The organism is Acinetobacter sp. TUM15071 (genome assembly GCF_008980925.1).
GTDB lineage: Bacteria > Pseudomonadota > Gammaproteobacteria > Pseudomonadales > Moraxellaceae > Acinetobacter > Acinetobacter dispersus.
Map to the genome: position 1 here is coordinate 1 of NZ_BKGB01000085.1, position 308 is coordinate 308.

Below are 308 nucleotides of genomic sequence, written 5' to 3' on the forward strand. Positions count from 1 at the left end.
TTTTGTCTTCTGCAGTATTCGCATCAGCTCCACCAACGATATTTAACTTGTCACCCAACTTACGATGGACATCACCGCCGGCATTACCTGCAAAGTTCAGACCTTTGTTTTCCAACTCAGTCTTGGTGTTATCAATCTTGGTATTCAGTTCGGTTTTAGTGTTGTTAATCGTGTTATTAAGCTCAGTCTTGGTATCTGTGATCTGATTACCCAAGTCTTTCTTCGCGTCATCTAACTTGTTGTTGGTATCTGTGATCTTGCCATCTAAACCATCTTTAACGTTGGTTAACTGATCAACATTGACTGCA

Annotated in this window: 1 protein-coding gene; it reads right to left on the bottom strand. The window is 40.6% G+C overall.

Features of this window, described 5'->3' with window-relative positions; translation table 11 throughout:
• Positions 1–308 (bottom strand): hypothetical protein (locus GBI66_RS19360; protein WP_151717196.1); only part of this gene is annotated, 308 nt, incomplete at both ends.